Below are 26,136 nucleotides of genomic sequence, written 5' to 3'. Positions count from 1 at the left end.
CAGCCACACGGCGAATATCGCCAGCAACAGCAGCAGGATCAGCGTCACGGCGCCCACCAGGACATGGTTCGATCGCGTTTCCATCGCCTTACCTCATCCCGCCGTCGCCCGGTGGCCGGCGCGCACGACGCTTGCCGTCGCGGCGCGGCCGCGCGGACCGTTGAAATATTCCTGGATCCACGGGTGGTCCAGCGCCAGCAGCTCGTCAATCGTGCCGACCGCGATCACCCTTTTGTCGGCCAGCACCGCCACCCGGTCGCAGATCGCGTAGAGCGTATCGAGATCATGGGTGATCAGGAAGACCGTCAGCCCCATCGTCTTTTGCAGCGACCTGGTCAGCTCGTCGAACGCGGCGGCGCCGATCGGGTCGAGCCCGGCGGTCGGCTCGTCGAGGAACAACAGCTCGGGGTCGAGCGCCAGCGCGCGCGCCAGCCCGGCGCGCTTGCGCATCCCGCCCGACAGCTCCGACGGGAATTTCGGGCCGGCGTCGGCGGCCAGCCCGGCCATCACCACCTTGTACGCGGCGATTTCCGCCATCAGCGTCGGGTCCATCGCCCCATAGAATTCGCGCAGCGGCACCTGGACGTTCTCCGCCACGGTCAGCGTGGAGAACAAAGCGCCGCCCTGGAACAGCACCCCCCAGCGTTTGCGGACCTCGACCGCGCTGGCCTCATCCTGGTCGATGGTCGGCTCGCCGAACACCTCGACCTCGCCCGCGTCGGGGGTCTGCAGCCCGATGATCGACCGCATCAGCACCGATTTGCCGGTGCCCGATCCGCCGACCACGCCCAGGATCTCGCCGCGCCGCACGTCGAGGTCGAGATTTTCGTGCACCACCTGCTCGCCAAAGCTGTTGCGAAGGCCCCGCACCCGGATGACGACGTCATCCGCGCTGGCCGGCGGGGCGGGGGGCGGGACGGGGACGGGGGCGGGGGCCATCAGTTCCACCCGATCGAGGTGAAGAACACCGCGAAAAAGGCGTCGAGCACGATCACCAGAAAGATCGCCTGGACGACGGCGGCGGTGGTGCGCGCGCCGACCTGTTCGGCATCGCCCTCCACCTGCATCCCCTGGAAACAGCCGGCGATCGCGATGATCGCGCCGAACACCGGCGCCTTGACCAGCCCGACGTACAGGTCGGTGATCGGCACCACGTCGCGGATTCGCTGGACAAAGGTGACCGGCGGAATGTCGAGACTGACCCAGCACAGCACCATGCCGCCCAGGATCGCGATCACCGACGAATAAAAGCCGAGCAGCGGCATCATCAGCACCGCCGCCAGCGTGCGCGGCACCACCAGCGCCTCCATCGGCGACACGCCGATCGTCCGCATCGCGTCGATTTCCTCGGTCAGCTTCATCGTGCCCAATTGCGCGGCAAAGGCCGAACCCGAACGGCCCGCGACCATGATCGCGGTCATCAGCACGCCCAGCTCGCGCAGCGTCAGCCGCCCGACCAGATTGATGGTATAGGCCTCGAACCCGAACTGGCGCAGCTGCACCGCGCCCTGCTGCGCGATGACGATCCCGATCAGGAAGCTCATCAGCCCGATGATGCCCAGCGCGGTGACGCCGACCACCTCGAACCGCTGCACCGTCGCGTTGACTCGAAAGCGGGACGGGTGGCGCAGCAGCGCGAGGAAGGCGAGCACCGTCTCCCCCATGAAGCCGAGCAGGCCGATCAGCGTCTTGCCGGTGGTGACCAGCGCGGTGCCGATCTCCGACACCACGCGCAGGAACGGCGGCAGCGCGCGCGGCGGGATCGCGATCGGCCGGTCGGCGGCCTCGACCTGGCCGAGCAGATGCTGGCCGTCGGCGGACAGCCCGTCGATCTCGGCGCCGCGTTCGCGCGCGAACCGGTGGATCACCCACGCGCCGACGGTGTCGATCCGGTCGATGCCGCTCAGGTCGATTCGCGCGACGTCGCCGGGCAGGTCGCGCAGCCGGTCGGGCACGTCGCCCAGACGGGCGAGCGAAAGGTCGCCGGTAAAGCGCAGCGTCCCGCCGGCGGCGGCGTCGTGGTCGAAATCGGCGCGCGCACTCATCGGGCGTTCCTTGCACCACATTCGACTGGCGTCGCAAGGATAACGGTGCATAGCGTGGCCGGATGCCGCACCGCATCGCCATCTATGACATGGACAAGACGATCACCCGCGATCCGACGTGGACGCGGTTCCTGCGCCATGCGGTGCCGCGCCAGGCACCGTTGCGCGCGCTGCTGTGGCCCGCCGCCGCGCTGGCGACGCTGGCCTATGGCGCACGGCTGATCGATCGTGCGGCGCTCAAGCAGATGACGCAGCGGCTGATGCTGGGACAGGCGCTGCCCGCCGATCGCGCCGATGCGCTGGCGGAGGGGTTTGCCGACCGGCTGCTGGCGACGGGCGTGCTCGATGGCGCGCGGGCGCGGATCGCGGAGGATCGCGCGGCCGGTTACCGGCTGGTGATGGCGACCGCGTCCTACGCCTTCTACGTCGGCGCGATCGCGGCACGGCTGGGATACGACGATGTGATCGCCACCGGCAGCGCACGGGCGCCCGACGGCGCGGTGCTGGCGCGGATCGCGGGGGAGAATTGCTACGGCCCCGCCAAGCTGCGGATGATCGAGGCGTGGCTGGCCGGGCAGGGGATCGCGCGCGGCCACGCGCACGTCCGCTTCTACAGCGACCACGTCTCCGACGCGCCGGCGCTGGACTGGGCGGACGAGGCGTTCGCGGTCAACGCCCATGCGCCGCTCCGCGCGCTGGCGGCCGAGCGCGGCTGGACGCTGCTCGACTGGCGGTAGTGTCTTCCACCCGTTCCCCCTGAGCTTGTCGAAGGGCCGTCCTTCTCTTGCGCGGAAGAAGAGCGGCCCTTCGACAAGCTCAGGGCGAACGAAGGAGGGGGATGCCGCGCCGTTCACAGCGCCACGTCGACGGCATGGATCGCCACGCCGACCAGCCCGCCGACGACGGTGCCGTTGATGCGGATATATTGCAGGTCGCGCCCGACCGCATTCTCCAGCCGCCCGGTCAGCGTGCGCGCGTCCCAGCCGCGGACCGTGTCCGACACGAGCCGCACGATCGAATCGCCATAGTCGGCGGCGGTGCCGACCGCCGCGCGCCGGGCGAAGCGGTTGATCGTCGCCGCCAGCGCCGCATCCTGCTGGAGCGTGGTGCCAAGCTGGCGAAGCGCCTCGCCGAAGCGGCCGGCGATCACCGCGTCGGGATCGCGCGCCGCCTTGAGCATCGCCGCGCGCAGCTGTTCCCACACCCCCTGCCACCAGTCGCCTAGCGCCGGATTGTCGAGCAGCTCCGCCTTGAACGCCGCCACCCGCTCGCGCATCGCCGGGTCGTTCTGCAGATCGTCGGCCAGCTTCGCCAGCCCTTCCTCGGCCTTTTCGCGCAGCGGATGGTCGGGGTTGTCGGCCATTTCCCCCACCATCTTGGTCAGGCCGTCGAGCACCGCCGTGGCCAGCGTCGCGTCCAGCCCGGTCCAGCGCAGCACGCTGCCGGCGCGGGCACTGACCATGTCGCGGATGATCGGTTCATTGGCCTCGACCACGCGCCCCGCCCAGCGGACGATGCCGTCGAGCAGCGGGATATGCCGGTTCTCGGCGATCGCGGCGGCCAGCCCCTGTCCGAGCAGCGGGGCGATATCGAGCGCGCGCAGCCGCGCCGACAGCGTACTGCGCACCATCCCGCCCAGCCGTTCCTGATCGAGCGATTCGAGCACGTCGGCCGCCAGCCGCCCGGCGCCGCGCCGCAGCTTGCCCTCGCCCGAGGCGGACGGATTGGCCAGCCAGCGTCCCGCCGCACCGGCCAGGTCGAACCGCTGCATCCGCCGCGCGACGACGCGCGGGGTAAGGAAATTGTCGCGCAGGAAATTGGCCAGCGCCCCGGCGATGCGATCCTTGTTGCGCGGCACGATGGCGGTGTGGGGGATCGGCAGGCCGAGCGGGTGGCGGAACAGCGCGGTCACCGCGAACCAGTCGGCCAGCCCGCCGACCATCGCCGCTTCGGCAAAGGCGCGGACAAAGCCGATTCCGGGATGCACCGGCTGAAAATGGCGGGCGGCGATATAGACCGCTGCCATCGCCACCAGCAGCCCGGTCGCGACCAGCCGCATCCGGCGCAGCGCGGGCGGAACCGCGCTTCCGGGCAGGGTGAAAGCGCGTGGCGCGAAACTCATGGCCGAAACAATCCCTGAAAGCCGGGATTGTTCAAGCCCTCGCGCGTTATTCCGCCGGCTGCGCCCCGTCGGCGTCGGGATGGTGGTCGATCCGCCCGCCGGGCGTGTGATCGATCACCGGCTGCCCATCGTCGCCGGGACGATAGGTGAGCAGCCGGCGGCCGAGCTTCGGCCCGACCCACTTCTCGATCCCCACCGCCAGGCTGAAACTGGCCGGCACGATCACCAGCGTCAGCAGCGTCGACAGGATCAGCCCGCCGATCACCACCGTGCCCATCGGCGCGCGCCAGGAGGAATCGCCGCTCAGCGCCAGCGCGGTCGGCACCATGCCGGCGACCATCGCCACCGTGGTCATCACGATCGGCTGGGCGCGCTTGTGCCCGGCGTCGATCAGCGCGGTGAACATGTCGACGCCCTTGGTCATCTCCTCCAGCGCGAAATCGATCAGCAGGATCGAATTCTTGGCGACGATGCCGAACAGCATCAGCACGCCGATCAGCACCGGCATCGACAGCGGTTCGCCCGCGATCAGCAGCGCGATCAGCCCGCCCAGCGGCGCCAGCAGCAGCGAGCCCATGTTGACCAGCGGCGACATGAAGCTGCGGTAGAGCAGCACCAGCACCGCGAACACCATGAACACGCCCGTCGCCAGCGCGATCAGGAAGTTCTGGACCATCTCCGCCTGCCACTTGGCCTGGCCGACGGTCAGCTCGCCGACCCCGACCGGCAGGTTCTTCATCACCGGCAGGTTGTGGATCTGCTTCATCACGTCGCCGGAGACATAGGGCTTGCCGGTGGCGGGGTTGGCGGCGAGGTCGGCGCCGACCACCAGCCGGCGTTGCAGGTTGAGCCGCTCGACCTTGGTCGGCCCGGCGCCGAAGCCGATGTCGGCGACGACGCTGAGCGGCACCGATCCGCCGGTCTGGGTCTGCACCGGCAGGTTCTTGATCGTCGACAGCCGCGCCCGCGCGCTTTCCGCCAGCGCCACCCGGATCGGGATCTGGCGGTCGGACAGCGAGAATTTCGCGCTGTTCTGGTCGATGTCGCCCAGCGTGGCGATGCGGATCGCGCTGCTGAGCGCGGCGGTGGTGACGCCCAGATCGGCGGCGAGCGCCAGGCGCGGCTTGATCACGATTTCGGGCCGGTTGAGATCGCCGGCGATGCGCGGGGCGACCACCTGCTTCATCCCCGCCATCTGGTTGACCAGCTTGAGCGCGGTATCGTTGAGCAGCTTGGGATCCTCGCCGCCCAGCGTGATCGTCAGGTCGCGCCCGCTCGATCCCCAGCCGAACTGCGATCGGAAGCCGACCCGTGCATCGGGGATCTTGAGCAGCTCGGGCGTCAGGCGCCGCTCGAACTGGGTGCTCTTCTCCTCGCGCTTCTTCTTGAGCAGCGCGACCACGCGGCCTTGCCCGACGAAGGACCGTTCATAGACGTCGGTGACCTCCGGCTCCTTGCGCAGCAGGTCGGCGACGCGGGTGACCACCGCCTGGGTCTGCTCGAGCGTGGTGCCGGGCACCATCTCGATCGTCGCGGTGACGTCGTCCTGGTCCTGTTCGGGCTGGAACGTCATCGGGATCACGCCTGAAAAGGCCAGCCAGATCGTCAGCCCGAGTGCGATCGAGCCGCTGACCACCGCCGACCAGCGGTGACGCAGCGTCCACGACAGCAACCGGATATAGCCGTTCATCACCGGGCCGCCGGCGTGTTCGGCGTGGCCGTGCGCCTTCAGGAAATAGGCGGCGACCATCGGCGTGATCATCCGCGCCACCGCCAGGCTCATCAGCACCGATACGACGACGGTCAGGCCGAAATTCTTGAAGAACTGGCCCGAGATGCCCGGCATCAGGCCGACCGGCAGGAACACCGCGACGATCGACATGGTGGTCGCCAGCACCGCCACGCCGATCTCGTCGGCGGCGTCGATCGATGCCTGATAGGCGGATTTGCCCATTCGCATGTGGCGCACGATGTTCTCGATCTCGACGATCGCGTCGTCGACCAGAACACCCGCCACCAGGCTGAGCGCGAGCAGCGTCATCTGGTTGAGCGTGAAGCCCATCAGGTCCATGAACCAGAAGCTGGGGATCGCCGACAACGGGATCGCCAGCGCGGAGATGATCGTCGCGCGCCAGTCGCGGAGGAACAGGAACACCACGATCACCGCCAGGATGGCGCCCTCGACCATCGCCTCCATCGCGCTGTGGAACTGGGTCTCGGCATATTTGCTCTGGTTGAACAACAGCTCGAAACGGACCTTGGGATTGTCCTTGGTCAGCTGCTTCAGCTTGGCCTCGGCGTCGTGGAACACCGACACGTCGGACGCGCCCTTCGCGCGCTTGATGTCGAAAGAGATGACCTGCTGGCCGTTGAACCGGGCAAAGCTCTTCTGCTCGGCGTACAGGTCGCGCACCTCGGCGATGTCGGACAGCCGCAGCGTGCGCCCGCCGCCGATCGCGATCTGGGTCTGGCCGAGGGCAAAGGCGTTGCGGGCGTTGCCGAGCACGCGCACCGATTGCTCGAACCCGGAAATCTCCGCCTTGCCGCCGGCCGCGTCGAGGTTCACCTGGCGCAGCTGCTGGTTCACCTGGCTGGCGGTCAGGCCATAGGATTGCAGCTTGGCCGGATCGAGGATCACCCGGATCTCGCGATTGACGCCGCCGTTGCGGTCGACCGACGACATGCCGTTGACCGACAGCAGCTCCTTGGTGACGGTGTTGTCGATGTACCAGCTCAGCTGCTCGACCGTCATGTCGGTGGCGAGCGCGGTGAAGCTGGCGATGTCGTTGTCGCTCGCGGTATCGACGCGGCCGATCTGCGGCTCGAGGATGCCGTCGGGCAGGTTGCCGCGGATCTGCTGGATCGCGCTGCGCACGTCCTCGACCGCGCGGTCGATCGGCATCCCGATCGCCAGCTGGACGACGGTCTGCGAATTGCCCTCGGTCACCGTCGAATTGATCTCGTCGATCCCCTGCAGGCTGCGCACCGCGCTCTCGACCTGTTGGGTGATCTGGGTCTCAAGCTCGCTCGGCGCGGCGCCGGGCTGCGAGATCGAGATCCACACGATCGGGAAATCGATGTCCGGATCGTTGTTGACGTCCATCCGCGAGAAGCTGACCATCCCCGCGATCGTCAGGAACAGGAACAGGACGATCGGCGGGATCGGGTTGCGGATCGCCCAGGCGGAGATGTTGCGAAAGCTCATCGTGCGCGTGCCTTGCTGTCGTTGCCGTTCGTCACTGCGTCCTCAGCCCGTCACTGCTTCTTGAGCAGCGTCGGGATCACCTTCTGCCCCGGGTTGAGGAACGCGCCGGCGGTCAGCACGACGCGTTCGTCGCCCGACAGCCCGCTGGTGATCGCGACGCCCTCGTCGGACACTTCGCCGGTGGTGACGTTGCGGCGTTCGGCCTCGTTCCGGGCGTTGACGATATAGACGTAATTGCCCGTCGTGTCGCTCTGCACCGCCGACTGGGGCAGCTGCGGCGCGGCGGTGGTCCCGGCCGCGATGGTGACCGAGGCGAAGCCGCCCGGCCGCAGCGCCGGATCATAGGCGAGCTGGATGCGCGCGATGCCCTGGCGCGTCTGCGGATCGATCACCGGCGACATCTGCCAGATCGTGCCCTTGAACACCTTGCTGCTGCCGACCGGCATCACGCTGGCCGGAATGCCGGCGTGGAGCCGCTGGATGTCGGCCTCGCTCAACTGCGCGCGCAGCTCCATCTCGCCGCCCATCGCCATGCGGAACAGCGTTCCCGAACCGGAGCTGACGATCTGGCCCGGTTCGACCTGGCGGGTGAGGATCAGCCCGGCGGCGGGCGCGCGGATGTCGAGCCGGCGGTTGCGCGCCTGCGTCTCCTTCAGCGCCGCCTCCGCCACGCGGACGCGGGCGAGCGCGCCGTCGCGGGTCGCGGCCTTGGTCTCCAGGTCGGCCTTCGACACGAATCCGTTGCTGACCAGCTTTTGCGCGCGCTCGTAGTTCGACTGGGCGATATCGGCCTCGGACTTGGCGACGCGGATCTGCGCCGCCAGCGATTCCGCCGTCTGCGTCTGGACCGAGCGGTCGACCGTCGCCAGCACCTGGCCGGCGCCGACCCACTGGCCCGGCTCGACCAGCACTCGCGTCACCACGCCGCCTTCGCCGGCGACGCCGACCGGCATCTCGCGCTTGGCGGCCAGGCTGCCGGTGCCGGAGATCATCGACCGGATCGTCGATCGGCCGGGGACCGACACCGTCACCGTCGGGATCTGGTTGTTGCTCGCCGCGCTCTTGCCCTTGGCGGCGTCGCCGCCGGCCGCGCCGCCGCCGCGCATCACCATCGCCGCCACCGCCACGACGATGACGATCGCGACGATCGCCCCGATGATCAGCCAGCGCCGCCGGGAAGCGGGCGGTTCGCCCGGCAGGGCGGCGTACCCGCCGCCCGCGTCGCTGCCCATCATCTTCGTTTCGTAGTTCATCTGCGGCACTTCCCGTCCCACCCTGCTGGGCTTGTGTTGCGGCGGCTGTGTTACCTGAATAAGTCACCGACCTCAAGCGGATCGTTGACGAAGGCGCGGGGTCTTGGCGATTCGCCGGTCAAAACGCAATCGACCGGGGTGGCGTATGAAGGAAATGGTTGCGTTGGTGATGCTCCGGCGCAACGCTGCGCGTCAGCGCGCGGAAACAGCGCGCATCCGGACAGGAGAGATGCGATGGCTGAGCGCAGCATCATCGGCTGGCTGTTGATCGGACTGGTAGCAGGAATCGTCGGCAAGATGCTGATGCCGGGGAAGGATCCCGGCGGGATCACCGTGACGATCATCATCGGCATCGCCGGCGCGCTGCTCGCCGGATTCGTCGCCGAATCGGCGGGGGTCACCCTGCGCGGCGGCTGGGCCAATTACGGTGCGGCGACGGCGGGGGCGGTGGCGCTGCTCATCGTCTACCGGCTGACGCTGGCCCGGCGCGGGTCCTGACGTCGTTTCCGAATGTCGTTCATCGCGCGTTGGCGATCGGCGGCTATGGCCGGTGCCCAACCCTTGAGGAGATTCCGATGCGATCGATCGCCCCCGCCCTGTCCCTTGCCGCGCTGGCCGTCGCCGCCCCGCTTTCGGCGCAGGCGCAGACCGCCGCGCCGGTGCTGCTCCCGGAAGGGACGCTGCTCGATCTGACCGCGACCGGCAAGACCAGCCGCGTGCCCGACGTCGCGATCATCCGCGCCGGGGTGGTCAGCCAGTCGCCGACCGCCGCCGCGGCGCTGGCCGACAATGCCCAGCGCATGGCTCGGGTGCTGGCCGCGCTCAAGCGCGCCGGCGTCGCCGATCGCGACGTGCAGACCGCCAACATCGCCCTGCAACCCCAGTATCGCTACGCCCAGAACGAGGCGCCCGTGATCACCGGCTATCAGGCGTCGAATAACGTCCAGGTGCGGTTTCGCGACATCGGCAAGAGCGGGGCGATCCTCGACGCGCTGGTCAAGGAGGGCGCCAACCAGATTGACGGCCCCAACCTGACGATCGACCAGCCCGACGCGGCGGAGGACGAGGCGCGCACCGATGCGGTGGCCAAGGCGCGCGCGCGTGCGGAACTCTATGCCCGGGCGGCGGGGATGCGGGTCGATCGCATCCTGTCGATCAGCGAGGGTGGCGGCAATGTGCCCGGCCCGATGCCGGTGCCGATGATGATGTCGGCCCGCGCCGGGGCCGAGGCGGACAGCAAGATCGCCGCCGGCGAGCAGGACGTGACCGTCAGCGTGACGGTGCGCTTCCTGCTGAAATAGCGCGCCGGGCGGACGGCAGCCGCGCCACGCCCGTCCGGATCCCCCGGCGTCACCGGGGAAGCGATCCAGGATGGGCGGTGCGGCGCTTGGCGCGGCGTCGGTCGCAAGAGCGATGCCGGATGCCGTGAAGCGGCCGCCAACGACAAAGGGCCGCCCTCCCGTGTGGGAGGGCGGCCCTTCATTTTGCTATGACGGGTCTCGGGTTAGCGGACCGATCCGCGACGAACCAGGTTGACGATCGCGAGCAGGATCACCGCGCCGACCAGAGCGGCGAGCAGTGCGGGCAGAGAGAAATCATAGTTGTTCAGGTTCCGGTTGAACAGGAATCCGCCAAGAAACGCGCCGACGATGCCAACGATGATGTTCAGGAAGATCCCCTGTTGTGCATCCGTGCGCATGATGATGCTCGCAAGCCAGCCGATCACGCCGCCGAGTACCAGCCAGATGATTAAGCTCATGTTCTGTCCCTCCGTTGTCCGGGCCCGTTTGACCGGGCCGTCTTGGTGCACGACTCGCGACGGGAGTGATTAGTTCCGCGCGCGTTTTGAGTTTTGCACATACAAGCGCGGCCCGCCATCCTGCTCGATGACGGGCCGCGCTATGTGGTGGCGGGGGCGCCTCAGAATTTCTGCTGGCGCTCGTACAACGACCGATAATGCTGGATTCGCGTGACGCGCAGCCCCGGCATCCCCGACCGGTCGATCGCGCGTTGCCATCCGGCGAATTCCTCCGCGGTCAGGCCATAGCGTTCGCACACCTCGTCCACACTCAACAGGCCGCCGTTGACGGCCGCGACCACCTCCGCCTTGCGGCGGACCACCCAGCGGGTGGTGTTCGGCGGCGGCAGCGTCTCCAGTGTCAGCGGCTCGCCGAGCGGGCCGATCACCTTGGCTGGCCGGATTTTCTGGTTTTCGATCATCCCAACCTCAAAACTCTAGAACAAGCCCCCAGCGCCCATCCCTGGAAACGACCGATAGCGCCGGAGCTTGAACCAACCCTCAAGCGGCTCGGTAAACGCACCCTTTACTCCCCTTGATGACCGGTTAGCGCCGCCGCCGCGATCGCGTTGAACGCGCCCGCCGCCGGCGCCAGCGGCTCCGATTCGGGATCGGCCAGCGTCAGCCGGGCCTGCACCCGCGCGGTCGGGCTCGCCGCCTGCCGCGTGACGATGCCCACCAGCAGCACCGCGAGGCCGGTCGGCAGCGCGGTGACGTGGTGATCATGGGCACGGGCGAAACTCAGGTCCAAACCGGCAAATCCTGCGCAAACGGAAACGAGCGACTCGCTTAGGGGGCGAGTGCTGAAGACCCGGTAAAGCTCCCGCTTTGCGCGCGCGGCGATCCCGGTTTATGGGACGAACCGATGCTTTCCGGCGACTTCCAGCTTCCCCAGCCGCTTTCCGCGCGGCGAATCGTCGTCGCCATGTCGGGCGGCGTCGACAGTTCGGTGGTCGCCGCGCTCGCCACGCGCACCGGGGCGGAGACGATCGGGGTGACGCTCCAGCTTTATGATCATGGCGAGGCGGTCGGCCGGGCCGGGGCGTGCTGCGCCGGCCGCGACATCCGTGACGCGCGCGCGGTGTGCGACGGCCTCGGCATCGCGCATTATGTGTTCGACTATGCCGATCGTTTCCGCAGCGCGGTGATCGACGATTTCGCCGACGAATATCTGGCCGGCCGCACCCCGATCCCCTGCGTGAAGTGCAACATGGGGCCAAAGTTCGCCGATCTGCTGACGCTGGCGCGCGATCTGGGCGCCGATTGCCTGGCGACCGGCCATTATGTCCGCCGGGTGGAGGGGGCGGCCGGCGCCGAACTGCACCGCGCGGTCGATCCGGCGCGCGACCAGAGCTATTTCCTGTTCGCGACGACGCAGGACCAGCTCGACTATCTCCGCTTTCCGCTGGGCGGGCTGCCCAAGAGTGCGGTGCGCGCGATCGCCGCCGAACTGGGGCTGGGCGTCGCCGCGAAGCCCGACAGCCAGGACATCTGCTTCGTCCCCGATGGCGATTACGCCGCCGTGGTGCGAAAGGCGCGCCCCGATGCCGAGACGGCGGGCGAGATCGTCGACGAGCGCGGGCGGGTGCTCGGCACGCATCGCGGCTTCATCCACTTCACCGTCGGCCAGCGCCGCGGGCTGGAGATCGGCGGGCTGGCCGAGCCGCTGTACGTGATCCGGCTGGAGCCGGACACGCGCCGCGTCGTGGTCGGGCCGCGTCGCGCGCTGGCGGTGGCGGCGGCGCGGATCGCGGCGGTCAACTGGATCGGCGGCGATTATCGGGGGCCGGTCACGGCAAAGGTCCGTAGCCTGGCGCGCCCGGTCCCGGCGCGGCTGGAGGGCGATCGGGTCGTGTTCGACGCGCCCGAATATGGCGTCGCGCCGGGGCAGGCGGCGGTGCTCTACGCCGGCGATCGCGTGCTCGGCGGCGGCTGGATCGCCGAAACCGAACGCGCCGCGACCGCGCTGTTCGACACCGCGGCCTGATCGAGAGCCCCACGCCCCGTTCGCGCTGGGCCTGTCGAAGCACCGCCCTTCTTCGTGCGTCGGGAGGTTGTCACGAGGAGGCGGCTCTTCGCCGAAACTCAAACCGAGCGGGGAAGGTCAGGCGCGCGCCTAGCGAAAGAAATGATCGATCACGCCGCTGGCGATCCGCGCCGGGCGCAGCGTCTTCGCGTCGAGGCAGCACCAGCTCGACTTGACCTCGGCCAGCACGTCCTCGCCGCGCCGGATCACGGTTTCGTAGAACGCCCGCGCACCCTGCACCTTTTCGAGCAGGACGGTGGCGATCACCTCGTCGTCGAGGAAGGTCGGCTTGCGATAGGTGATCTCATGCTTGAGCGCGACCCACAGGTGCGCGGCCACCGCCTCCGCCGGGGCGAGCTTCTGCCAGTGGCTGACCACCGCGTCCTGCACCCACTTCAGATAGGAGGCGTTGTTGACGTGCCCCATGAAGTCGATGTCGGCGGGATCGACGCTGACGGCATAGCGGTGGGGGATGGCGGTCTTCACGCGCGCAACATAGCAGCCCGCCCCCCGGTTTACGAGAGCGTCAAGCGTGGAAAACGCCCTCGATCACGGTGACGCAGCGCCCGCCGAGCACCACCGTGTCGCCGGCCATCCGGCAGGCAAGCGCGCCGCCGCGCGTACTTGCCTGGAACGCGCTGAACCGGTCGCGCCCCAGCCGCGCCGCCCAATAGGGGACGATCACCGCATGGGCCGACCCGGTCACCGGGTCCTCGTCGATGCCGGCGCCGGGGGCAAAGGCGCGACTGACGATGTCGGTGTCCGCGCCCGGCGCGGTGACGATCGTCAGCAGGTCGCCCTGTGCCGCCAGCGCGCGGAAATCGGGGGCGGTCGCGCGCACCGAATCCTCATCCTTCAGCACCACCACCGCATAGCGGCGCGGGTGCCACAGCGTATCGACCACGTCGGCCACGCCCAGCGCGGTGATCACCTCGGGCAGCGCGCGCGGCGCCGGCGTCCAGGCCGGCAGCGCCATCGCATAGCCGTCACCGTCGCGCGCCACCTCCAGCACCCCGGCCTGCCGCGTGGCGAATCGCACCCGTTCGCGCGCCGGATCGGCCGACAGGACATGGTGGCCGCTGGCCAGCGTCGCGTGGCCGCACAGCGCGACCTCGACGGCCGGGGTGAACCAACGCAATTCATAATCCGCCGCCCCGCTCGCATCGGGCACCAGATAGGCGGTCTCGCTCAGGTTGTTCTCGGCGGCGATGCGCTGGAGCAGCGAGTCGTCGGGCCACGCGTCGAGCGGCATCACCGCCGCCGGATTGCCGGCGAACGGCCGGTCGGCAAAGGCGTCGATCTGCTCGAACGGGATTTTCATGGTGGCCGTCACAGCCGCTTTCCGAACCAATGGGGGGTGACGTCCGCCTCGACCAGCGGGTTGTCGGTGTCGACATGGCCCTGCGGGTCGACGTGGATCAGCACCTCGACCTTAGGATAGGCGTCGCGCAGCGCGCGTTCGACCCCCTCGACCACGTCGTGCGCCTGGGCGACGGTGATGTCGCGCGCCACCTCCATGTGGAACTGCGCGAAATTGTGGCTGCCCGACCGGCGGGTGCGGAAGTCGTGGATGCCGAGCAGCCCCGGCTGGCGCGCGGCGACCTCGATGAAGCCGCGGCGCTCGCTTTCGGGCCATTCCTTGTCCATCAGCTGGTCGATCGCGTTGGACGATGCCTGGAACGCCCCCCACGCCAGCCACAGCGCGATCGCCACGCCGAACACCGGATCGGCGCCCGACAGGTGGAAATAGCGATCGAGCACCAGCGCGGCGATCACCGCGCCGTTCAGCAGCACGTCCGACTGGTAATGGACGTTGTCGGCCATGATCGCGACCGATCCGGTCTGGCGGATGATGCGGCGCTGATACCACAGCAGCACCATCGTCGCGGCGATCGCGATCAGCGACACGACGATGCCGAATTCGGCGTCCTGGCTGGCGGTGGGGTGCGCGAATCGATCGACCGCGCGCCACGCGATTCCGGCGGCGGACGCGGTGATCAGCGCGACCTGGAACAGCGCCGCCAGCGCCTCCGCCTTGCCGTGGCCGAAACGGTGGTCGTGGTCGGCCGGCTCCCCCGCGACCTTGACGCCGTAGAGGGTGACGAGGCTGGCGAGCAGATCCAGCCCGGTGTCGGCCAGGCTGCCGAGCATCGCCACCGATCCGGTCTGCCACGCGGCAAAACCCTTCAGGCACAGCAGGAAGCACGCCATGCCGACGCTGAACAGCGCGGCGCGGATCGCCAGCGGGATGACGCGGCGGCGTTCGCTCTCGGTCATCATGACGGACGTCTCATCGTTCGCGCCTCACGGATAGAGCAGCCATGCGGACCAGTCGCCGTCGCGCCGGCCGAACAGCTGGCGGTGGTGCAGGCGGCCCGGCCGATCTTCCCAGAATTCGATCACGTCGGCGACCAGGCGATAGCCGCCCCAATGCGGCGGGCACGGCACGTCCCGCCCGGCGAAGCGCGCCTCCGCCTCGGCATAGCGGTGTTCGAACGTCGCGCGGCTGTCGAGCAGCTGGGACTGGTCCGACGCCCAGGCGCCAAGCTGCGATTCGCGGCCGCGCGTCGCGAAATAGGCCGCGCTCTCGGCATCGCTGGTGAACACGACCGGCCCCTCGATGCGGATCTGCCGGCGCAGCGATTTCCAGTGAAACAGCAACGCCGCCTGATCGTTGGCGCGAAGATCGTGCGCCTTGCGGCTTTCGCGGTTGGTGTAGAAGACAAAACCGTCCGGGCCGTGCCCCTTGAGCAGCACCATCCGCGCCGACGGTCGCCCGGTCGAGTCGGCGGTGGCCAGCGTCATCGCGTTGGGATCGTTCGGCTCGCTCGCCTGCGCCTCCGCGAGCCACCGATCGAACAGGGCAAAGGGGTCATCCATCCGCGCCCTTTAGACCAATGGGAACGACTCTTCACCCCATGCTTTGAATCGGCTTCGCAACGAAGAATCGGCTTCGCAGCGAAAGGGGATGCACCGCGATGGCAGCACGCGCCTATTGGCAGGGACAGATCCGGCTCGCGCTCGTCTCGATCCCGGTGGAGATCTACTCGGCGACCAAGTCGGGCGCGCAGATCGCCTTTCACCAGATCCACGAACCGTCGGGAAAGCGGATCAAATATGAGAAGGTCGTGCCGGGCATCGGCGCGATCGACACCGATGAGATCGTCAAGGGTTACGAGCTGGAGAAGGGCGAATATGTCCTGCTCGAGCAGGACGAGATCGACGCGGTCAAACTCGAGTCGAAACGCACGCTCGAACTGACCCGGTTCGTCGACGCCGACGAGATCGACGTGCTCTATTACGAACGCCCCTATTTCGTCGTCCCCGCCGACGATCTGGCCGAGGAGGCGTTCATCGTGCTGCGTGAGGCGCTGCGCCGCGCGCGCAAGGTCGGGCTGGGCCAGCTGGCGATGCGCGGGCGCGAATATGTCGTCAGCCTGAAGCCATGCGGGCGCGGCATGGTGCTCGAGACGCTGCGCTACGCCGATGAGGTCAACAAGGCGCAGGGCTATTTCCGCGACATCCCAGACGACAAGCCCGACGAGGATCTGCTGGCGCTGGCGACCACGCTGATCGAGAAAAAGACCGCGAAGTTCGATCCCGGCGTGTTCCACGATCGTTATGTCGACGCGCTGCGCCATCTGATCGAGCGGAAGGCCAAGTCAAAGGGGCGCAAGATCATCGAGGACAAGGATGACGGGCAACCGCGCGGCGGCAACGTCGTCGATCTGATGGCGGCGCTGAAGAAATCGCTGGAAAAGCCCGGCGCGGCCTCGCCCGCGAAGAAGGCGCCGGCGCGCAAGGCCCCCGCGCGCGCAGCGGCCAAGAAACGTGCCTGAGGCAGACCCCCTCGCGCGCTACAACGCGAAGCGCGATTTCGCGAAGACGGCGGAGCCGGCGGGCACGATCGCGCCGGGCGCCGGCCACCGCTTCATCGTCCAGAAACACGACGCCACCAGGCTGCACTGGGATTTCCGGCTGGAGATCGACGGCGTGCTGAAAAGCTGGGCGGTGACGCGCGGCCCCAGCCTCGATCCGCAGGAAAAGCGCCTGGCGGTGCGGACCGAGGACCATCCGCTGTCCTATGCCGATTTCGAGGGGACCATCCCCAAGGGCGAATATGGCGGCGGCACGGTGATGCTGTGGGACGACGGCCAATGGGCGCCGGTCGCGGGCAAGTCGGCCAGGGATCTCGACAAGGGACACCTGCATTTCCGGCTCGAAGGGCAGCGGATGAAGGGGGAGTGGCTGCTGATCCGGCTGAAACCGCGCGGCAAGGAAAAGAACGAGAACTGGCTGCTGCGCAAGATCGACGATGCGGCGGCCGGCGGCACCGACGCGCTCGTCGAGGAAGGGCTGACCAGCATCGCCACCGGGCGGACGATGCTGGAGATAGCGGAAGGGGCGAAGCCGCGTCCCGCACCGCGACGCAAGGCGGCGAAGCCGGCCACGCCGCCCGCGCGCAAACGATCGCGTGCGGCGGGCAAGCCGCCCGCATTCCGCCCGGTCCAGCTCGCCACGCTGGTCGACGACGTTCCCGCCGGCAACGGCTGGCTGCACGAGATGAAATATGACGGCTACCGCGCGCTGGTCGCGGTCGGTGGGGGAAAGGCGCGGGTGTTCACCCGCCATGGTCACGACTGGACCGATCGGTTCGCCGGCATCGCCGCCGCCGCCGCCGCCCTGCCGGTCCGCAGCGCGCTGATCGATGGCGAGGCGGTGGCGTTCAAGGACGGCAAGCCCGATTTCTCGACGCTTCAGGCGGCCCTGTCCGACGGTGGCGGCGATCTGGCGTGGTTCGCGTTCGACCTGCTCGAACAGGACGGCGAGGATCTGACCGCGCTGCCGCAGGTCGAGCGCAAGGATCGGCTGCGCGCGCTGCTCGACGGCGCGCCCGATCCGCTGCGCTATTCCGAACATGTCGTCGGATCGGGCGAGGCGCTGTTCGCGGCGATGTGCCAGGACGGGTTCGAAGGGGTGGTGTCGAAACGCGCCGACGCGCCCTATCGCGCCGACCGCACCCGCGCGTGGCTCAAGGCGAAATGCACCCGCCGGCAGGAATTCGTCGTCGTCGGCTGGACGCCCAGCGACAAGGCGCGGCGCGGCTTCCGCGCGCTGCTGCTGGCGGTCAACGGGCCGGACGGGCTGGTCTATGCCGGAAAGGTCGGCACCGGGTTCGACGCCGATACGATGATCGACCTGCGCGAACGGCTCGATGCGCTCGCGGTCGACGCGCCGCCGGTCAAGGCGCCGCGCGCGGCGGTGCGTGGCGCGCATTGGGTCAAGCCGGACCTGGTCGCCGAGGTCGCCTTCGCCGAATTCACCGCCGACGCGGTGGTGCGCCACGCCAGCTTCGTCGCGCTGCGCGAGGACAAGCCGGCGGACGAGGTGGTCGCCGAAACGCCCGCCGCCGCCCCCGAGCCGACGGCGCTGCCGGTCAGGATCAGCAGCCCGACGCGGGTGATCGACCCCACCAGCGGACTGACCAAGGGCGGGCTGGCCGACTATTACGCCGCGGTCGCGCCGATCCTGCTGCCGTGGCTCGCCGACCGGCCGATCAGCCTGGTCCGTTGCCCGCTGGGGCGCGCCAAGCAGTGCTTTTTCCAGAAGCATGATGCCGGATCGTTCGGCGACCATGTCCATCACGTCGACATCCGCGAGAAGGACGGATCGGTCGAGCCCTATCTCTATGTCACCGACCTCGCCGGGGTGCTGGCGTGCGTCCAGATGGGGACGATCGAGTTCCACGGCTGGGGCAGTCGCGTCGCCGACGTCGAAAAGCCCGACCGGATGGTGTTCGACCTCGACCCCGACGAGGGACTCGACTTCGCCGAGGTGAAGAAGGCGGCGGAGGAGCTGAAGCAGCAGCTCGCCGACATCGGCCTGACCAGCTATCCGATGCTGTCGGGGGGCAAGGGCATCCACGTCGTCGTGCCGCTGAAGCCGCAGGCGGAATGGCCGGCGGTCAAGAGCTTCGCCGAACGTTTCTCCCGCGCGATCGCCGAGACCCAGCCGGACCGCTTCACCGCCAACATGGCCAAGGCGAAGCGCAAGGGGCGGATCTTCCTCGACTATCTGCGCAACCAGCGCGGCAGCACCGCGGTGCTGCCCTATGTCGTCCGCGCCCGCGCCGGCGCGCCCGTCGCCGCGCCGGTCAGCTGGAGCGAGCTGAAGGAGATCGACAAGGCGGGCCATTTCACCGCGCGCGACGCCGCCGCGCTGATCGCTCGCGCCGACAGCCGCACGCTGGAGCATTGGGGGATATCGGCACAGGTGCTGCCCGACCTTTAGCGCCGCTTTCTGTTGCACCGCCGCACGCTTTGTGGTCCTTGGCCGCGCGACACGATTGGGGCGGATGTGGCGAGTTCTTCGGGCAACGAAAGCCTGGTCGACGCGAGCGCGATCGCGGCGCGATGGATCGCCGATTATTGCGGCGGCCGCGCCCGCGTCGACGTGCTGTGCGCCGCGCAGGGGGACGCCGCCGACGCTTGGCGGATCGCGCTGGAGGAGCTGGCGGCGGTCAGCGGCGGCGCGCTCGACGATGCCCGCGACCGCGTCCAGCGCCACGCCGGCGACATCGGCACCGGCTTTCGCGTCGCCGGGGAGCGCGCCGAGCGGCGGTGGCCGCTGTCGCCGATCCCGCTGCTGATCGACAGCGGCGAATGGGCCGGTATCGCCGCCGGAATCACCCAGCGCGCCGAGCTGATCGAGACGATCCTGGGCGATATCTACGGCCCCGGCATGCTGGTCGATCACGGCCATCTGCCCGCCGCGCTGGTCACCGGCAGCCCGTTCTTCCTGCGGCCGATGGTCGGGCTGGCCCCGCCCGGCGGCCATCACCTCCATTTCTATGCCGCCGATCTGTGCCGGGGGCCGGCGGGCGACTGGCGGGTGCTGGCCGACAACACGCGATCGCCGATCGGCGCCGGCTATGCGCTGGAAAACCGGCTGGCGGTGGCGCGCACGCTGGGTGGGCTGCAATCGCGGCTCAACATCGAACGCCATGCGCCGTTCTTCGCCGCGTTTCGGGAGGGGCTGGCGGCGGTGTGTCGCCGCGCCGGGCCGCGTATCGGGCTGATGACGCCGGGCCGCTACAACCCCAGCTATGCCGAACAGGCGCATCTGGCGCGCTACCTCGGCTTCCTGCTGGTCGAGGGTGCCGACCTCGCCGTGCGCGACGATCTGCTCTACGTGCGGACGATCGCCGGATTCAAGCGCATCGACGCGCTGTGGCGGCGCGGCGATCCGCGCCTGCTCGATCCGCTGGCGTTCGACGCGACCTCGACGATCGGGGTGCCGGGGCTGATCGATGCCTGCGCGGCGGGCAACGTCGTGCTGTCGTCCTCCCCCGGCGCCGGGGTGGTCGAGAGCCCGGCGCTGCTCGCCTTCCTGCCGGCACTGGCGCGGCGGCTGACCGGGGACGACCTGCGCATCCCCAATGTCGCGACCTGGTGGTGCGGCGGCGATGCCGAGCGCGCGCAGGTGATCGATGAACTCGAATCGATGGTGATCGCGCCGGCGTTCGGCGATCCGCCGCTGGGCCTGCCCGACGGCAAGGCGGTGCTGGGCAGCGCGCTGACCCCCGCACAGCGCGCGACGCTGATCGCGGACATCGGCCGCCGCCCGCAGGATTATGTCGGGCAGGAGATTGTGCGGCTGTCGACGATGCCGGCGGTCGGCGAGGACGATCGGCTGGCGCCGCGCCCGTTCACCCTGCGCGTGTTCGCCGCGCGCGGGCCCGACGGCGCGTGGACCGTGCTGCCCGGCGGCTTCGCCCGGATCGGCGAGCATCCCGACGAGCGCGCGGCGGTGATGGGGATCGGCAACTGGTCGGCCGACGTCTGCATCCACGGGCCGGAGCCGGTCGACAAACTGTCGCTTCTGCCGCCGGGCGACAGCGTGCAGCTGCGCCGAAACCCCGGCACGCTGCCCAGCCGCGCCGCCGACAATCTGTTCTGGCTGGGCCGCTATCTGGAACGGGGGGAGGCGCTGCTGGCGGTGATCCGCGTGCTGCTGGGCCATTCGATCGGCGCCGATGCCGGCGCGGCGCTGTCGCCGGAGACGCTGTGGCGGCTGGTCGGGCTGATCGAGGCGGCGCAGGCCGCGCCGCCGCCGCCGTCGCTGCGCCGGATCGAGCTGACCCAGTTCGCCCGCGTCGCGATGGAGGGCCTCGACGGCTTCAGCGTGCGCGCGATCAACCGGCAGGCGCGCGGCATCGGCCAGGGATCGCGCGACCGGCTGTCGGCGGACATGATCCGGCTGCTCGACGCGCCGTTCCCGACCACCGGGCACATGCTCGACCGCGCCGGCTCGCTCCAGCGCCGCTACGCCGCGCTGTCTGGCCTGTCGGCGGAGCATATGGCGCGTACCGACGGCTGGCGCTTCCACGATCTCGGCCGCCGGATCGAGCGGGCGGGCGCGGTGGCGGCGGCGGCGCGCGCGCTGGGCGGCGCGGACGCCAGCGTCGACGACATCTCGACGCTGCTCGACCTCTCCGACCGCCAGATCAGCTATCGCCAGCGTTACCTGACCGGCATCGCGCGGGTGCCGGTGATCGATCTGGTGGTGCTCGACCCCGGCAATCCGCGCGGGCTGGCGTTCCAGGTCGCGGCGATCGCCGATCACCTGAAGGTGCTGCCGGTGCTGTCCGACGATGGCCTCGCCGAGCCGCAGCAGGCGCTGGCGGCCGAGCTGGGCGCGCGCATCGCCACCGCGCGCGCGACCGATCTCGACGAGGCGTGGCTGCGCGATATCGAGCTGCGGCTGGCCGCGCTGTCGAACGCGATCGCCCGGCGCTATTTCCTCCAGGGATCGGAAGCGTTGCGCGCCGGCGGGCTGACGCTGGCATGATGCGCTACGCGATCCGCCACGTCACGCGCTTCGACTATGCCGATCCGGTCGAGTTCGCGCGGCAGAACCTGCGGCTGAAACCGATCCTGTGGTCGGGCCAGACGCTCGACGATTACGCGCTGAGCGCCGAGCCGGGCGGGCGCACCTATCCCGCGCGGGCGGAGGCGGGGCTGGCCAACGTCACCCGGCTGGTGGTCGAACGGCCGACGCGCACGCTGACGATCGAAAGCCGCGCCACCGTCACCGTCGATCGCCCGCTGCCGATGCCGTCGCCCGACGATCCGACGCTGGCCGAGGTCGCGGCGCTGGCCCGCGCGGTGCGCGACGCCGGGCCGGCCAGCCCGGCCGCCTATCTGTTTCCGTCGCCGCGCATCCCGCTCGACCGTGCCATCGCCGATTGGTGCGCGGCCGACCTCGACCCGGATCGCGGCGTGCTGGAGGCGGCGATCGCGCTGGCGCGGCGCATCCAGCGCGACTTCGCCTTCGATCCGGTCGCGACATTGGTCGACACGCCGCCGGCCGAGGCGTTCGCGCACCGGCGCGGGGTTTGCCAGGATTTCGCGCAGATCATGATCACCGGCCTGCGCGCGGCCGGGATGCCCGCCGCCTATGCCTCGGGCTATCTGCGCACCTTGCCGCCGCCCGGCCAGCCGCGGCTGGTCGGCGCCGACGCCACCCATGCCTGGGTGCTGCTGTGGTGCGGGCCGGCGCTGGGCTGGGTCGGGCTCGATCCGACCAACGGCATCTGGATGGCCGAGGATCATGTCGTGATGGCGGTCGGCCGCGACTATGCCGACATCGCCCCGATCGACGGCGTGATGCTGGGCAGCGGCGCGGCGACGATGACGGTGTCGGTCGACGTCGCTCCGCTCGATCCCCCGGATACGGGGAAGGCGTAAAGGAGAATTGCGCTCAGCCGCCGCTTGACCCACATAGGCGGCGACATGGCAGATCCTTATGCAACCCTGGGCGTCGCGCGCGGCGCGTCCGCCGACGAGATCAAGAAAGCGTATCGCAAGCTCGCCAAGGAGCTGCACCCCGACCGCAACAAGGACAATCCCAAGGCGTCGGAGCGGTTCAGCCAGGTGACCACCGCCTATGACTTGCTGACCGACAAGGACAAGCGCGCCCGGTTCGATCGCGGCGAGATCGACGGCGACGGCAATCCGACCATGCCCTATGGCTTTGGCGGCGGTCGCCCCGGCGCGGGCGCGCGGCCGGGCGCGGCGGGGTTCGACGCCGGCGGCGATTCGGGCGACTTCACCGATATCTTCGAGGGGCTGTTCGGCGGCGGCCAGCGCGGCGGCGGATTCACCGGCGGCTTTGGCGGGTTCGGGCGCCGCCCGGCGGCGAAGGGGGCCAATGTTCCCTATCGGCTGGCGGTGACGTTCGAGGACGCGGCGACGCTGGCGGCGCAGCGGGTGACGCTGCGCGACGGCAAGACCATCGACCTCAAGCTGCCCGCCGGGGTCGAAAGCGGCACCCAGATGCGGCTGGCGGGCAAGGGCGATCCCGGTGCGGGCGGCAACGGCGACGCGATCGTGACGATCGAGGTCCAGCCGCACCGATTCTTCGTCCGCGAGGGCGACGACGTCCGGCTCGACCTGCCGGTCAGCCTGGCCGAGGCGGTGCTGGGGGCGAAGGTGCGCGTGCCGACCGTCGGCGGCGCGGTGATGCTGTCGGTGCCGAGAGGGTCGACCTCGGGCAAGGTGCTGCGGCTGAAGGGCCAGGGATTTCACAAGAAGGGCGGTGGCCGCGGCGACCAGCTCGTCACGCTTTTGGTCGATCTGCCCGTGGACGACGACGCGCTGATCGAGTTCGTCGAGGGGTGGCCCGGCAAGGACCGGGGGAACCCGCGGGGGTGGATGGGCGTCTGATCGGGCGTGGCCGAGGTTTCGCCCCTGTCGCCCGAGGGGCGTGCCGAACATCCGAAGAACGAGCGGCGGCTCGATCGGCACCGCCCGTTCGTCTCGACGTGGGAGATCGTCAAGCGCGCCGCGATCGGCGTGTACAACGATGGGTTCATCCACGCCGGCAACCTCGCCTATCTCGCGCTGTTGACGGTGTTTCCGTTCTTCATCGTCGCCGCCGCCATCGCCTCGCTGCTCGGGCAGGGGCCGGAGACCCAGCACGCGGTGGCGTCGTTCCTCCACGTCCTGCCGCCCAGCGTCGGCGATATCCTGCGCAAGCCGATCGCCGACGTGCTGGCGGCGCGGCAGGGCACGCTGCTGTGGCTGGGGGCGCTGGTCGGGCTGTGGACCGTCGGCAGCTTCATCGAGACGATCCGCGACATCTTTCGCCGTGCCTACGGGGTGAAGGCGACCCGGTCGTTCTGGCGCTACCGGATCGGATCGGCGCTGGTGACGATCGGATCGGTGATCCTCGCGCTGGTCGCATTCCTCGTACAGGGCGTGATGCTGGCCGCCGAACAGTTCGTCTATCGGCTGGTGCCTCTCGCCCAGGATCTGGCCGGGTGGATCGGTGTGTCGCGGGTGATCCCCGGACTGGTGATGTTCGGCGCGCTCTACATGCTGTTCCTGTCGGTGACGCCGGGCAAGTACCGCGTCGGCGGGTGCCGCAAATGGCCGGGGGCGTTGTTCACCGCGCTGTGGTGGATCGGGATCACCGCGCTGTTGCCGGTGGCGCTGGCCAATTTCGCCAGCTACGACCTGACCTATGGCAGCCTGGCGGGGGTGATCGTCGCGTTGCTGTTCTTTTATCTGGTCGGGTTGGGGCTGGTGTTCGGCGCGCACCTGAACGCGGCACTGGCGGAGCCGGACCTGAACGGTCTAAAAGCGACCGCGACTAACCAGGAGAAGGCGGTGGCGGCGTGAGCGGTTTGATGAAGGGCAAGCGGGGACTGGTCATGGGCCTCGCCAATGATCGGTCGCTGGCCTGGGGCATCGCGCAGAAGCTGGCCGAACAGGGCGCGGAGCTTGCCTTCAGCTATCAGGGCGAGGCGATCGAGAAGCGCGTGCGCCCGCTCGCCGAACAATTGGGGCAGGATTTCCTGATCGATTGCGACGTCAGCGACATGGCGGCGCTGGACAAGACCTTCGCCGCGCTGGGCGAACGCTGGCCGGCGATCGACTTCGTCGTCCATGCGATCGGCTTTTCCGACAAGAACGAGCTGCGTGGCCGCTACATGGACACCAGCCTCGACAATTTCCTGATGACGATGAACATCAGCGTCTATTCGTTCGTCGCGGTGGCGCAGCGCGCGGCGAAGCTGATGGCGCCGGGCGGCAGCCTGCTGACGCTCAGCTATTACGGCGCGGAAAAGGTCATCCCGCACTATAACGTCATGGGCGTGGCCAAGGCGGCGCTGGAGACGAGCGTGCAGTATCTGGCGGTCGACCTCGGCCGCGACGGCATCCGCGTCAACGCGATCTCGGCCGGGCCGATCAAGACGCTGGCGGCGTCGGGCATCGGCGATTTCCGCCTGATCCTGAAGTGGAACGAGCTGAACTCCCCGCTCAAGCGCAACGTCACGATCGAGGACGTCGGCGGCGCCGGCCTCTACCTGCTCAGCGATCTGGCATCGGGCGTCACCGGCGAGGTCCATCACGTCGACGCCGGCTACAACGTCATCGGCATGAAGGCCGAGGACGCGCCCGACATCGCGCTGGTGTGAGCTACGAGATTCGCGCGGCGACCGGCGGCGACGTCGCGGTCATCGAGGCGCTGCTGCGCGCCTCCTTCCCGGAGGAGGCGGAGGCGTCGCTGGTCCAGCGGCTATGCATCGACGGCGACATGGTGCTGACGCTGGTCGCCAACGATACGATCACCGGCACGCTGGCGGGGATGATCGCGTTCAGCGCGATGACGGTGGAGGTCGGCGGCCAGAGCGTTTCCGCCGCCGCGCTCGCGCCGATCGCGGTGGCGCCGCGCTATCGCGGGCAGGGCATCGCCGACCTGCTGATCCGCACCGGGTTGCGCGATCTGGCCGGCGCGGGCGTGGTGCTGTGCTTCGTGCTGGGCGATCCGGCGCTGTACGGCCGCCACGGCTTCAGCCGCGACTGGGCCAACGGGTTCGAATCGCCCTATGCAGGCGAGCATTTCATGGCCCTGCCGCTTCAGGACGGCGCGATGCCGTGCGGTGCGCGCGGGCGGGCCGAACACGCGCCGGCGTTCGCGGCGCTGGGGGATTCCGCGTGAGCTACAATCATTTCGGCCACCTGTTCCGCTTCACCACATGGGGCGAATCGCACGGGCCTGCGATCGGCGCGGTGGTCGACGGCTGCCCGCCGGGCATCGCGCTGTCGGAGGCGGACATCCAGCCGTGGCTCGACAAGCGCCGCCCCGGCACGTCGCGCTTCACCACCCAGCGGCGCGAGCCGGACGCCGTCCGCATCCTGTCGGGCGTGCATGAGGGGCGGACCACCGGCACCCCGATCAGCCTGATGATCGAGAACGTCGATCAGCGATCAAAGGACTATGCCGAGGTCGCCCGCGCCTATCGCCCCGGCCACGCCGACTATGCCTATGACGCCAAATACGGCTTTCGCGATCCGCGCGGCGGCGGACGGTCGTCGGCGCGGGAGACGGCGATGCGCGTCGCGGCGGGCGCGGTGGCGCGGCTGGTGATCCCCGACGTCGCGATCCACGGCTGGGTCGAGGCGATCGGCGGCGACGCGATCAACCCCGCCAATTTCGACCCGGCCGAAATCGATCGCAATCCGTTCTTCTGCCCCGATGCCGCCGCCGCCGCCCGCTGGGAGGCAAAGGTCGATGCCGCGCGCAAGGCGGGGTCGTCGCTGGGTGCGGTGGTGGCGTGCGAGGCGACCGGGGTGCCGGCCGGCTGGGGCGCGCCGCTCTATGCCAAGCTCGACGCCGA

Annotated in this window: 25 protein-coding genes; 13 read left to right on the top strand and 12 right to left on the bottom strand. The window is 69.4% G+C overall.

The window, feature by feature from the left end; genetic code table 11:
- Window positions 1-93: 93 nt before the first annotated feature.
- Window positions 94-939 (bottom strand): ABC transporter ATP-binding protein, encoded by an 846-nt coding sequence (locus VNR91_RS12190; RefSeq protein WP_325491044.1) that lies wholly within the window; start codon window positions 937-939, stop codon window positions 94-96.
- The gene (locus VNR91_RS12185; RefSeq protein ID WP_325491043.1) at window positions 939-2,045 is read right to left on the bottom strand and encodes an ABC transporter permease; all 1,107 of its coding nucleotides are present in this window, start codon (window positions 2,043-2,045) and stop codon (window positions 939-941) included. Before VNR91_RS12185 ends, VNR91_RS12190 begins: the two co-directional genes overlap by 1 nt.
- A gap of 62 nt (window positions 2,046-2,107) precedes the next feature.
- Here VNR91_RS12185 and VNR91_RS12180 point away from each other — a divergent pair, with 62 nt between their 5' ends.
- Entirely contained in the window at window positions 2,108-2,782 is a 675-nt protein-coding gene (locus VNR91_RS12180) for an HAD-IB family hydrolase (protein ID WP_325491042.1), read from the top strand.
- A 113-nt stretch (window positions 2,783-2,895) separates the two neighbouring features.
- Here the strand turns inward: VNR91_RS12180 and VNR91_RS12175 are convergent, their stop codons facing one another.
- The 3 genes from VNR91_RS12175 to VNR91_RS12165 all read right to left on the bottom strand — a co-directional run bounded on the left by VNR91_RS12175 (window position 2,896) and on the right by VNR91_RS12165 (window position 8,625).
- The gene (locus VNR91_RS12175) at window positions 2,896-4,104 is read right to left on the bottom strand and encodes a DUF445 domain-containing protein (RefSeq protein ID WP_325491047.1); all 1,209 of its coding nucleotides are present in this window, start codon (window positions 4,102-4,104) and stop codon (window positions 2,896-2,898) included.
- A 109-nt stretch (window positions 4,105-4,213) separates the two neighbouring features.
- On the bottom strand, window positions 4,214-7,372 hold the full coding sequence (locus VNR91_RS12170; protein WP_325491041.1) for an efflux RND transporter permease subunit: 3,159 nt from the start codon (window positions 7,370-7,372) through the stop codon (window positions 4,214-4,216).
- Between the two features lie 50 nt (window positions 7,373-7,422).
- Complete coding sequence (locus VNR91_RS12165; protein ID WP_325491040.1) at window positions 7,423-8,625, bottom strand: efflux RND transporter periplasmic adaptor subunit; 1,203 nt, start codon at window positions 8,623-8,625, stop codon at window positions 7,423-7,425.
- Window positions 8,626-8,859: 234 nt separating this feature from the next.
- On the opposite strand from VNR91_RS12165, the gene VNR91_RS12160 reads away from it, so the two are divergent.
- The gene (locus tag VNR91_RS12160; RefSeq protein ID WP_325491039.1) at window positions 8,860-9,123 is read left to right on the top strand and encodes a GlsB/YeaQ/YmgE family stress response membrane protein; all 264 of its coding nucleotides are present in this window, start codon (window positions 8,860-8,862) and stop codon (window positions 9,121-9,123) included.
- Between the two features lie 77 nt (window positions 9,124-9,200).
- On the top strand, window positions 9,201-9,926 hold the full coding sequence (locus tag VNR91_RS12155; RefSeq protein WP_325491038.1) for an SIMPL domain-containing protein: 726 nt from the start codon (window positions 9,201-9,203) through the stop codon (window positions 9,924-9,926).
- Window positions 9,927-10,129: 203 nt separating this feature from the next.
- Here VNR91_RS12155 and VNR91_RS12150 read toward each other — a convergent pair whose 3' ends face one another.
- From VNR91_RS12150 to VNR91_RS12140, 3 genes are all read right to left on the bottom strand, one after another.
- On the bottom strand, window positions 10,130-10,384 hold the full coding sequence (locus VNR91_RS12150; protein ID WP_325491037.1) for a GlsB/YeaQ/YmgE family stress response membrane protein: 255 nt from the start codon (window positions 10,382-10,384) through the stop codon (window positions 10,130-10,132).
- Window positions 10,385-10,545: 161 nt separating this feature from the next.
- Entirely contained in the window at window positions 10,546-10,845 is a 300-nt protein-coding gene (locus VNR91_RS12145) for a DUF1153 domain-containing protein (protein WP_325491036.1), read from the bottom strand.
- Between the two features lie 104 nt (window positions 10,846-10,949).
- Window positions 10,950-11,174: a hypothetical protein gene (locus tag VNR91_RS12140; protein WP_325491035.1), complete on the bottom strand. Its 225-nt coding sequence runs from the start codon at window positions 11,172-11,174 to the stop codon at window positions 10,950-10,952.
- A gap of 114 nt (window positions 11,175-11,288) precedes the next feature.
- Here VNR91_RS12140 and mnmA point away from each other — a divergent pair, with 114 nt between their 5' ends.
- Window positions 11,289-12,410: a tRNA 2-thiouridine(34) synthase MnmA gene (gene mnmA, locus VNR91_RS12135; RefSeq protein WP_325491034.1), complete on the top strand. Its 1,122-nt coding sequence runs from the start codon at window positions 11,289-11,291 to the stop codon at window positions 12,408-12,410.
- Window positions 12,411-12,539: 129 nt separating this feature from the next.
- Here mnmA and VNR91_RS12130 read toward each other — a convergent pair whose 3' ends face one another.
- The 4 genes from VNR91_RS12130 to pdxH are packed head-to-tail and all read right to left on the bottom strand — an operon-like array spanning window position 12,540 to window position 15,329.
- Window positions 12,540-12,935 carry a thioesterase family protein gene (locus tag VNR91_RS12130; RefSeq protein ID WP_325491033.1) on the bottom strand — a complete coding sequence of 132 codons (396 nt, stop codon included), beginning with the start codon at window positions 12,933-12,935 and terminating at the stop codon, window positions 12,540-12,542.
- A 40-nt stretch (window positions 12,936-12,975) separates the two neighbouring features.
- The gene (locus VNR91_RS12125) at window positions 12,976-13,770 is read right to left on the bottom strand and encodes a PhzF family phenazine biosynthesis protein (RefSeq protein ID WP_325491032.1); all 795 of its coding nucleotides are present in this window, start codon (window positions 13,768-13,770) and stop codon (window positions 12,976-12,978) included.
- Window positions 13,771-13,778: 8 nt separating this feature from the next.
- Window positions 13,779-14,726 (bottom strand): cation diffusion facilitator family transporter, encoded by a 948-nt coding sequence (locus tag VNR91_RS12120; protein WP_325491046.1) that lies wholly within the window; start codon window positions 14,724-14,726, stop codon window positions 13,779-13,781.
- A 27-nt stretch (window positions 14,727-14,753) separates the two neighbouring features.
- Window positions 14,754-15,329: a pyridoxamine 5'-phosphate oxidase gene (gene pdxH / locus VNR91_RS12115; RefSeq protein WP_325491031.1), complete on the bottom strand. Its 576-nt coding sequence runs from the start codon at window positions 15,327-15,329 to the stop codon at window positions 14,754-14,756.
- Between the two features lie 98 nt (window positions 15,330-15,427).
- Between pdxH and VNR91_RS12110 the strand changes: the two genes are divergently transcribed.
- The 9 genes from VNR91_RS12110 to aroC all read left to right on the top strand — a co-directional run.
- Window positions 15,428-16,288, top strand: coding sequence for a Ku protein (locus VNR91_RS12110; protein WP_325491030.1), 861 nt, complete (start codon window positions 15,428-15,430; stop codon window positions 16,286-16,288).
- Entirely contained in the window at window positions 16,281-18,740 is a 2,460-nt protein-coding gene (ligD, locus tag VNR91_RS12105; protein WP_325491029.1) for a DNA ligase D, read from the top strand. The genes VNR91_RS12110 and ligD overlap by 8 nt, the downstream gene beginning before the upstream one ends.
- A gap of 66 nt (window positions 18,741-18,806) precedes the next feature.
- On the top strand, window positions 18,807-21,299 hold the full coding sequence (locus VNR91_RS12100) for a circularly permuted type 2 ATP-grasp protein (RefSeq protein WP_325491028.1): 2,493 nt from the start codon (window positions 18,807-18,809) through the stop codon (window positions 21,297-21,299).
- Window positions 21,299-22,198 carry a transglutaminase family protein gene (locus VNR91_RS12095; protein WP_325491045.1) on the top strand — a complete coding sequence of 300 codons (900 nt, stop codon included), beginning with the start codon at window positions 21,299-21,301 and terminating at the stop codon, window positions 22,196-22,198. The genes VNR91_RS12100 and VNR91_RS12095 overlap by 1 nt, the downstream gene beginning before the upstream one ends.
- A gap of 45 nt (window positions 22,199-22,243) precedes the next feature.
- A complete protein-coding gene (locus VNR91_RS12090) occupies window positions 22,244-23,176 on the top strand; it encodes a J domain-containing protein (protein ID WP_325491027.1) in 933 nt (310 codons plus the stop codon).
- 6 nt (window positions 23,177-23,182) lie between these two features.
- Entirely contained in the window at window positions 23,183-24,133 is a 951-nt protein-coding gene (locus VNR91_RS12085) for a YihY/virulence factor BrkB family protein (RefSeq protein WP_325491026.1), read from the top strand.
- Window positions 24,130-24,933: an enoyl-ACP reductase FabI gene (gene fabI, locus VNR91_RS12080; RefSeq protein ID WP_325491025.1), complete on the top strand. Its 804-nt coding sequence runs from the start codon at window positions 24,130-24,132 to the stop codon at window positions 24,931-24,933. Before VNR91_RS12085 ends, fabI begins: the two co-directional genes overlap by 4 nt.
- Window positions 24,930-25,457 carry an N-acetyltransferase gene (locus tag VNR91_RS12075; RefSeq protein WP_325491024.1) on the top strand — a complete coding sequence of 176 codons (528 nt, stop codon included), beginning with the start codon at window positions 24,930-24,932 and terminating at the stop codon, window positions 25,455-25,457. Before fabI ends, VNR91_RS12075 begins: the two co-directional genes overlap by 4 nt.
- A partial coding sequence (gene aroC / locus VNR91_RS12070) for a chorismate synthase (protein ID WP_325491023.1) occupies window positions 25,454-26,136 on the top strand: 683 nt, incomplete at its 3' end. The genes VNR91_RS12075 and aroC, both read left to right, overlap by 4 nt.

Origin of the sequence: Sphingomonas sp., from assembly GCF_035555815.1 — a bacterium.
Classification (GTDB): Bacteria; Pseudomonadota; Alphaproteobacteria; order Sphingomonadales; family Sphingomonadaceae; genus Sphingomonas.
This window is presented reverse-complemented; position numbering and strand designations above follow the sequence as displayed.